The organism is Streptomyces sp. NEAU-174 (assembly GCF_052665095.1).
Map to the genome: position 1 here is coordinate 187,386 of NZ_JBQTCE010000015.1, position 8,857 is coordinate 196,242.

The following is an 8,857-nucleotide window of genomic DNA, read 5'->3' on the forward strand; positions in this document are numbered from 1 at the left end:
GGGCGGCCGGGGCAGCGGGCGGGCGCCGGTCACGCCCGCTCACCGCCGGTGCCCGCGTCGGTGCCCGGCCGGACGAGGCCGGGGTTCCGCACCGCGTCACCCATGACCACCACGATCTCGCGCTGTCCCTCGAACGGTTCCCGGCCGTGGGCCATCCTGAGGTTGTCGACGACGAGGACATCCCCGCGTCGCCACGGCTCGCCGACCGTGAACCGGTCGTACACGGCGTTGACGGCCTCCACGGTGTCGCCGTCGATGTCCGTGCCGTCGCCGACCCTCGTGTGGAACGGCAGGCCGTGCGGCCCGTAGACATCGGTGAGGTACTCGCGGACGGCCGGATCCATCGTCAGCCCGTTGAGGAAGGCGATCTGGTTGAACCATCCGGGAACGCCCGTCGTGGGATGGCGTACGACGGCGGCGCGCCGCTGACGGGTGCGCAGCCGGTCCCCGGGCAGCCACTCGTGGTCGATGCCCGCGGCGGCGCAGTACGCGTCCACCTCGGCGCGGTCGTCGGTCCCGAACGCTTCCGGCCACGCCATGCCCACCTCGTGGTACATGCGGGTCAGCAGCCAGCCGTGGCGCTCGAACGGGGCGACGAGATCGGGCGGCAGCGCCTCGAGGACCTGCTGGGAGTCCGCGACGTTCGTCCTGCCGCCCCGGTCGGGGGCCGTGAGACAGCCGAAGACCAGGATGCCGGGGACCGTGGCGGCGTAGCTCAGTTCATGGTGCATACACATCGGCTCGTCCGACGGCCAATGGCTGGACGAGTAGAGCCCCGGGGCGTGGGCGGTCCTCGGGGCGAAGCCCTCGCGTTCGGTCATCGCGGTGATCCCGAGTCCTTCCGCGACCGCGGCGACGTCGGCGGCCGTGCGCACTCCGATGCCGCGCAGCAGCACGACGCCGGACTCGGCGACGGCCGCGCGGACCGCGGTGCGGTGGTCGGCCGCCCAGGCGGCGGGCCCCTCGTCGGGCTGTGCGGCGAGTACGCGTGGTACGGGCCGCGACTCGGCGTCCGACGCCTCGGCGACCTTGCGGTCGACCAGGGCGGCGACGTCCGTGACGGTCGGAGTGCCCCACAGTTCGGCGACGGTCACCTGGCGGTCCAGGGCGATCGACAGACGGATCACGGAGAGCGAGGTGCCGCCGAGTTCGGTGAAGCGGGAGTCGCGTCCGATCCGCTCCAGCGGAATCTTCAGCACCTGTGCCCACAGGTCCGCGATCTTCCGCTCGGTCTCCGTGGCGAACTCCGTGGCCCGCGCGTGTCCGGTACCGTGGCGCTCCCGCTGGGCGAGATCGGTCAGGGAGATCCTGTCGATCTTCCCATTGCCGGACAGGGGCAGCTCAGGGGTGTGGTAGAGGCGCGGCGGGACCATGTACTCGGGCAGGGTCCGGGCGAGCGCCCTGGCGACCTGCCCCGCGTCCGGCGCGTCCGCGCCGGTGTAGTAGCCGACGAGCTGTGGCTCGGTGGCGGATCCGGCGACGACCACGGCGCCGTCCCGGACGCCGGGTACCTGCGAGAGCCGGTCCTCGACCTCGCCGATCTCGATCCTGAACCCGCTGATCTTGACCTGCGAGTCGCGGCGGCCGAGGTATTCGAGCTCGCCGGAGGGCAGCCAGCGGCCGAAGTCGCCCGAGCGGTAGAGGCGCTCGGACGGCCGGTGGGGGTCGCGGCCGAAGACGGCCGCCGTGCGCTCCGGGTCGTTCACATATCCGCGGCCCACGCAGACGCCGGCGATCACGATTTCGCCCGGGAAACCCACCGGGAGAAGCTGGAGCCTGTCGTCCATGACGTAGATCCGCGAGTTACGCACCGGGTCGCCGAGCGGCACGGAGCGGTGTGCGGGCAGGGCGTGCATGACGCCGTGGTTGGAGTCGTCGCTGACCTCGGTGAGGCCATAGCAGTTGACCAGCGGCACGGTGGGGAAGGCGTCGAACCAGCGGCGCACCAGCTCCTTCTTCAGCGCCTCGCCGGTGACCGCCATGACGCGCAGGCCGGGCAGCTCCCGGTGCTCCTCGGCCAGCGTGGAGAGGAAGAGTTCGAGGTACGTGGGCACCAACTGCGCCACGTGGACGCCGTTCTCGGCCAGGGCGTCGATGAACGTGTGCACGTCCATGATCACGTCCTGCTCGACGATGAGCGTCCGGCCGCCCATGAGGAGCCCGGAGACGAGCTGCCACAGCGATATGTCGAAGCACTGCGGCGCGGTCTGCGCCACGACGTCCCCCTCCTGGACACCGAGGTCTTCGATCTTGGCGTAGAGGTGGTTGAGGAAGCCGTCGTGCTCGCACATGGCACCCTTGGGTTCGCCAGTCGAGCCCGAGGTGAAGTAGATGTACGCGAGCTGGTCCCCCGCGATGGCGAGGTCCAGGTCGTGGCGCGGCCCGCCTTCTTCGAGGAGGTCCCGTACGTACAGGCGCCGCGCGCCCCCGCCCGCCAGCGCCTCCTCCAGCGGCGCGACACCGTGGTCGGCGAGCACCCACCGGCACTCTCCCCTGGTGAGCGTGTTCGCCATCCGCTCGGCGGGGAAGTGCGGTTCGAGCGGCAGATAGCAACCGCCCGCCTTGAAGACGGCGATGACGGCCGCGAGCCATTCCAGGGTGCGTTCCATCACCACCGCCACGACGTCCTCCGCGCGCACCCCTTCCCGGTGCAGGGTCCAGGCGATGGCGTTGGCGTTCTCGTTCACCTCGCGGTAGGTCCAGCTTCGGCCGCCCTGGACGGCGGCCACCGCATCGGGGTGGCGGCGCGCCCGCTCCTCGAACAGCTCGTGAAAGCGTCGTCCGGGGAGCGGCTTCTCGGGCCCTGAGCAAAAGTCGATGACCTTCTCGGTCTCGGCGTCGGACAGCAGACCATGGCGGGTATGCGGCTCGTCGGGGCACCCGGTGAGGACGCGCAGAACGTGCTCCACGTAGCCGCCCAGTCGCTCGGCCGACACGTGGGGCTGCTCATCGGTGCGGCCCCAGGCTTCCTGTGCCTCCTCGCGTCCCTCATCGGTGGCTGCGCGCACGATCAGGTCGCGCCAGGTCGCGTCGGCAGGCAGGGCGGGCCCTCCCATGACCACCGAGGCGACCTTCCACCGCGCAGCGAGCCGGACCACTTCGGTATCGACGGCGCAGGACCGAGCCAGGGTGATGGCGGCCTCCGCCACCGCCGGTGCCGCCGAGAGTCGATCCCGTTCGTCGCCGACCTCGCGAGGAACTGCGTCTTCCATGAGGTTCCCTACCTTTCGTCCTGGGTTGGTCGCGGTCATTCGTAAGATCGGGACACCCAGGGGTGCCGGGTGCGGCTGTCATGTTGTTGCCGCGTTCATGGCTGAGGAGGATGGGCAGAACCACCGCGCGCGCACTCACCACCGTCTGTCACCCCTTTGCGGTAGCAGCGGCATCTCCATACGGCTCCTCGGCTCCGGACTCCGGTGTGCCGAACTGGGCTGCGTACATGCGGGCGTAGGGTCCGGCGGTGCGCATCAGCGTCTCGTGGTCGCCCTGTTCCACGACCCGCCCGGACTCCATGACGAGGATGAGGTCGGCATCCCGGATCGTGGAGAGCCGGTGAGCGATCACGAAACTGGTCCGGCCGGCACGCAGGGTATGCATCGCCTTCTGAATGTGCGCCTCGGTGCGCGTGTCGACCGCGCTGGTCGCCTCGTCCAGGACCAGGATCGCTGGGCGGGCGAGGAACGCCCGTGCCACGGTGATCAGCTGCTTCTCTCCCGCGCTGATGACGTCGTCGTCGCCCAGGACCGTGTGGTAGCCCTCCGGCAGGGCTCGCACGAAGGTGTCGACGTGAGCGGCGCGGGCCGCCTCCACGATCTCGTCGAAGGCGGCGTCAGGGTTCCCGTACGCGATGTTGTCCGCGATGGTGCCGCCGAAGAGCCACACGTCTTGCAGGACCATGCCGATTCGGGCGCGCAGCTCCGCGCGGTTCATGCCGGCGATGTCGGCGCCGTCCAGGGTGATCCGGCCGCTGTCCGGTTCGTAGAAGCGCAGAAGGAGGTTGACGAGCGTGGTCTTGCCCGCACCGGTCGGTCCGACGACCGCCACGGTCTGCCCGGGGTGGACGGTGAGGGACAGGTTCTCCAGAACCGGAGTGTCGGGCCGGTACCGGAAGGAGACGTGTCGGAATTCCACGTGACCGCAGACGGTTTCCAGGCGGGTCGGGCGGGCCGGGTCGGCGGGCTGCTCCGGTTCGTCGAGCAGGTCGAACACTCTGCGCGAGGACGCGACACCGGCCTGCATCCGTTGGATGATCTCGCCGATCTGGCCGATCGGCCTGTTGAACTGCGCCGAGTACTGAAGGAAGGCCTGAACGCCGCCCAGAGAGATGCCTCCGGACGTGACGAGCAGGACTCCGATCACCGCGATGAGCACATAGTTCAGGCTGGTGACGAACATGCTCAGGGGCCGGATCATGCCGCTGATCAGCACGGCGCCCACGCTGGACTCGTACAGCGCGTCGTTGTGCTCCACGAAGGAGGCGTCGTCCTCGTCCTGACGGCCGAAAAGCCAGGTCGTCCGGTGTCCGGTGTACTGCTCCTCCACATGGCTGAAGAGCAGGCCGGTACGAGTCATCCGCTCCGCGGCCTGTACCTGGGAGCGCCGGGCGAGACGACCGGACAACAGCAACAGGACCGGTACGGTCACGACGAGCACCAGCGTCAGCAACGGGGAGATGTAGAACATCATCAACAGCGAGCCGGCCACCGTCATGGCCGCGGTGACGGGCTGGGCCAGCTCCAGTCCGATGGCGATGGCGCCGATGTCGTTGGTGACGCGGCTTATCACCTCGCCGCGCGGCCGACCGTCGAAGTAGCGCAGAGGCAGGTGGGCAAGCTTGTCCTCCACCTGCTCACGCAGTTCGGTTACCACGCGCTGCGCCATCATGGTGATCAGCCATCCCTGGAGCAACAGGAGGACCGCGGCGACGGCGTAAAGCACCAGTGCGATCACCAGGTAGTGCGTAACGCGGGAGAAGTCGATCCCCTGGCCGGGTACCACGTCCACCCGGTTGACGATGGCGAGCATCGTGGTGTCGCCGTTTGCGCGCAATTCCTCGAGCATCTCGCGACGTGTGCTGCCTGGTGGGAACCGTTGGCTGAGCATCCCGGCAAACACCTGGTCGGTGGCCTTGCCCAGGAAGACCGGTCCGGCGACGGACAGAGCGACCCCGCAGACGCCGAGCAGAAGGACGCCCATCAGGTGATTGCGGCGTGGCCCCAGAAGTCGGCCGAATACCTCCACGACCGTGAGTTGGGCCGGCGCCTGCTCGGATCCCGTATCGCGCCGGAGCCCCTGCGCCGAGGTGCGGAGCCTCTTCGCGTCGGTTCCACCAGCCATTCGCTCGCCGCTCACGCTCTCTCCGGAATCGTCGTCTGGGACTTCAGGATCTGCTGGTAGATCTCGTTCGATTCGGCAAGTTCGCTGTGCGTACCGCTGCCGACGATCCGTCCCCGATCGAGGACGACGACCTGGTCGGCATCTCGTACGGTGCTGACGCGTTGCGCTACGAGGAGAACCGTGCGGTGCGCTGCCTCCCGGGCCAGTGCCTGCCGGAGGGCGAGTTCGGTGGCACCGTCGAGGGCGGAGAAGGAGTCATCGAACAGATAGAGGGCGGGACGGCGCAGCAGCGTCCGCGCGATCACCAGCCGCTGACGCTGGCCGCCGGAAAGATTGGCACCGGCCTGAGCGAGAGGATGGTCGAGTCCTCCAACCGTTCGTTCCACGAATTCCCGGGCCTGCGCGACATCCAGTGCGTGCCACAACTGCTCGTCGGTGGCGTCCGGCGCACCGTATCGGAAGTTCGTGGCGACGGTGCCCGTGAAAAGGTGCGGCTTCTGCGGCACCAGACCGACCGCGGCCGAGAGCACAGCGGGGTCCAGCTCACGGACATCGACTCCGTCGATCCGAACCGTTCCCTCTGTGGCGTCCACCAGACGCGGGATCAAGTTCAGCAGGGTGCTCTTGCCGCTGCCGGTGCTGCCGATGAAAGCGACGGTCTGTCCCGGACGCACCTGGAGGTCGATGCCCTTCAGCACCGGGCTCTCGGCGCCGGGGTACTGGAATCCAACCCCGCGCAGTTCGAGGGTGCCGCGGACGGCGGAAGGGCGGACCGGGCGCCGGGGCGGGCGAAGACCCGGCTCGGCTCGCAGGACCTCGTCGACGCGGACAGCGGATACCTGGGCCCGGGGCACCGCCATGACCATGCCGCCCAGCATGATCAGCGCCCCGAGGACTTCCGCCAGATATGCCAGAAAAGCGGCAAGGGCGCCCAGTCGCATGTCGTTCGTGTCAATCAGGTGGCCGCCGAACCACACGACGGCGACCCCGCTCAGGTTCATCAGCAGCGTCATCAACGCGACGAGCACGGCCATGGTGCGGCCCACGCGGAGAGATGCCTCCTGCAACTCGGCATTGACGTGAGCGAAGCGGCGGCGCTCGTCTTCTTCCCGGACGAAAGCGCGAACGACACGAACACCGATGATCTGCTCGCGCAGCACTCGGTTCATGGTGTCGATGGTGTACTGCATGCGGTGGAAGGTCGGCCGCAGGCGATGGTTGAAGAGCCCGATGGTCAACGCCAGGAGGGGTATGGCCACAAGCAGCAGGGACGTCAGCGCGACGTTCTGGCGCAACGCCAGGACGATGCCACCGACGCATGCGACCGGTACCGACACCACCAGGGTGAGGGTGAGCAGCAGCAGGGCCTCGATCTGAGCGACATCGTTGGTCATGCGCGCCATCAGTGAGGGCACACCGAACCGTTCCACCTCTGTCGGCGACAGCCGCCGCACCCGGCCGAAGAGTTCGGCACGAAGCTCCCGGGACACAGTCATCGTCGTACGGGCACCGTAGAAAGCCACCCCCAGCCCGGCCGCGCCCTGGAAAAACGCCATCAGCAACATCAGTCCGCCCGCATGCAGAACCTGGCCGGTATCGCCTTTCACCAACCCCTCGTCGATGACTTGGGCGTTCAGGGTCGGCAGATACAGCAGGGCCACAGTCTGGACGGCTTGGAGCAGAACAGAGACGACGATCCCCCGGCGGTGAGGCGCGAGTCGGGGACCCAGCAATGCGGACAATGCGCCACCCCACACGCTCCGTCCCATGGCAGCTTTCCCCTCTGCGCGTAACGACCCAGCGCGCCTGGACACCTGATCACCCATCGTCCCGCTCTGCGCCCCGACACACGTCGGCAAGTGCCGCCGTTACGGTGCGCGCGGTCTCGTCGTCGAAGCTCGCCGCTCACGGCAGGTGGCACAGCCCGGCGCAGCACACCGGCGCCGGGTGGCCAGCAGGGCTTCGGCCACGTCGTAACGGCGGCGATCCACGATGCCGCCGGACTCCGCCGCGGCCGAAGGTGAACGGCAGCGACCTCTGTACGGGCGCTCTACCAAGGAGGACTGACATGGCAGACCTGGACGTCAAGTACATCGGCGTCGCCACAGCCGACGACGGCCGCGACGGCCGTGTGGTCAGCGACGACGGTGTACTCGATCTGACTGTCACGCCCCCTCCGGGTGTGCTGTACAAGGTGGAGCAGATGCGGTCGGTGGCCCCGGAGGCGACCAACGAGCCGGGCACCAATCCCGAGCAGCTTCTCGCCGCGGGCTACTGCACGTCGTTCCACGGCGCCCTGGGCGCGATCGCGAAGCAGGCGGGTGTCGACGTGACGGACTCCAAAGTGACCGCGAAGGTGGCCGTCGGCAAACTCCCGGATCGCAACATGGGCTTCTACCTGGAGTTGTGCGTGTCCGTGCCGAAGGTGGACGACGAGACGGCACTGGAGCTGGCCCAGTACGCGCAGCAGATCGACCCGTATCTGGTCGCGATGAAGGGGAACGCCGACATCCGGCTGACGACCGCCTGACCTCTATTCGCCGACAGGGCATATGAGGCGGCCACACCCTCAGGAGGGTGTGGCCGCCTCATATGCCCTCACTGATGACAAGTGGCTTCGCGGTGCAGCCAATCCAAGAACGGCTTCGGAGCGAGTTCGCCGATCCGCTTCCGGTATGCATCGAGATCGTCCTCGGTGAGAAAATCCCGACTGTCACCCGACCGCCCGCTGCGGAAGAACTTCACCGGATCCTTGAGTATTTCGGTATCAGGCGCCAGCCGCTCCGCGTGACTCTTCATCTCGTCGAACGTCGCGGCCTTCACCAGATCGGGCCAGACCGACTCGTTCACCGTCATGCCCAGCCACTCGGCCAGCGCCGCCATCTGGCCGGCGAGGTCGGCGCACAAGTCGACGTAGTGCAGGAGCCGCACATTCGGCTGCGTCCGCCGTTCCCACGCGTCATAGAGGTGGTGGACCGTCAGGTGCAGGCTCGCAGGAACTGCTATTCCCTGGTCGTCGGTCGGCTGAGGCAGACACCAATACCGCAGCCACTCACGCGCCGACGGGAGCGGTGCGGAAACCGGCCGGGACCGTGAGTCTGAGCCGTCTTGGAAGGCGCGCATCCGCTTGACGTCGATGTTGGCGGATTGATGGTAGAGGGACAGCGCCCGGTCAAGAGGATGCCTGGCGACCACGATATAGCTGACGCGCGGATCGAGCGGTAGACCGTCGAGTGGGGTGTGCGTCTTGATGACACGGCGGTGCTTCTGTTCGGCGAAGCGCGCATAGACCTCCTCCTGCGGTGTGCGCAGTTGGTCCAACCATGGTGACAGGACTTCCAGCGGCTGCGGAAGGTCAGGCGTCTGGAAGATGAGCAACGCACACATCATCTGCACCCACGTCGTACCCGACTTCGGCGGGGTGCTGACGACGATATCACCGTCACGCAACGGAAATTCGTCCCAGCGGACGCTGTCGTGTTCCGACGACCGATATCGGCGCAGTGCTTCTGTCATCATC

The 8,857-nt window shown here is 68.0% G+C and carries 5 protein-coding genes; 1 reads left to right on the forward strand and 4 read right to left on the reverse strand.

Going from position 1 to position 8,857, the window contains the following annotated elements; genetic code table 11:
• Window positions 1-29: 29 nt before the first annotated feature.
• The 3 genes from ACT2CW_RS36500 to ACT2CW_RS36510 all read right to left on the reverse strand — a co-directional run bounded on the left by ACT2CW_RS36500 (window position 30) and on the right by ACT2CW_RS36510 (window position 7,106).
• Window positions 30-3,212: a non-ribosomal peptide synthetase gene (locus ACT2CW_RS36500; protein WP_445519648.1), complete on the reverse strand. Its 3,183-nt coding sequence runs from the start codon at window positions 3,210-3,212 to the stop codon at window positions 30-32.
• Window positions 3,213-3,360: 148 nt separating this feature from the next.
• Window positions 3,361-5,196, reverse strand: a complete 1,836-nt coding sequence (locus ACT2CW_RS36505; RefSeq protein WP_445519649.1) for an ABC transporter ATP-binding protein — start codon at window positions 5,194-5,196, stop codon at window positions 3,361-3,363.
• A gap of 152 nt (window positions 5,197-5,348) precedes the next feature.
• A complete protein-coding gene (locus ACT2CW_RS36510; RefSeq protein WP_445519650.1) occupies window positions 5,349-7,106 on the reverse strand; it encodes an ABC transporter ATP-binding protein in 1,758 nt (585 codons plus the stop codon).
• Between the two features lie 299 nt (window positions 7,107-7,405).
• On the opposite strand from ACT2CW_RS36510, the gene ACT2CW_RS36515 reads away from it, so the two are divergent.
• Window positions 7,406-7,867 (forward strand): Ohr family peroxiredoxin, encoded by a 462-nt coding sequence (locus ACT2CW_RS36515; RefSeq protein WP_182473575.1) that lies wholly within the window; start codon window positions 7,406-7,408, stop codon window positions 7,865-7,867.
• Window positions 7,868-7,935: 68 nt separating this feature from the next.
• Here ACT2CW_RS36515 and ACT2CW_RS36520 read toward each other — a convergent pair whose 3' ends face one another.
• Window positions 7,936-8,856, reverse strand: coding sequence for a sulfotransferase domain-containing protein (locus ACT2CW_RS36520; protein WP_445519651.1), 921 nt, complete (start codon window positions 8,854-8,856; stop codon window positions 7,936-7,938).
• Window position 8,857 lies beyond the last annotated feature (1 nt).

Bases quoted from the DNA above. Each gene is read 5' to 3' on its own strand.
- ACT2CW_RS36500 (WP_445519648.1), bottom strand. From the start codon at position 3,212: ATGGAAGACGCAGTTCCTCGCGAGGTCGGCGACGAACGGGATCGACTC.
- ACT2CW_RS36505 (WP_445519649.1), bottom strand. From the start codon at position 5,196: ATGGGCGTCCTTCTGCTCGGCGTCTGCGGGGTCGCTCTGTCCGTCGCC.
- ACT2CW_RS36510 (WP_445519650.1), bottom strand. From the start codon at position 7,106: ATGGGACGGAGCGTGTGGGGTGGCGCATTGTCCGCATTGCTGGGTCCC.
- ACT2CW_RS36515 (WP_182473575.1), top strand. From the start codon at position 7,406: ATGGCAGACCTGGACGTCAAGTACATCGGCGTCGCCACAGCCGACGAC.
- ACT2CW_RS36520 (WP_445519651.1), bottom strand. From the start codon at position 8,856: ATGATGACAGAAGCACTGCGCCGATATCGGTCGTCGGAACACGACAGC.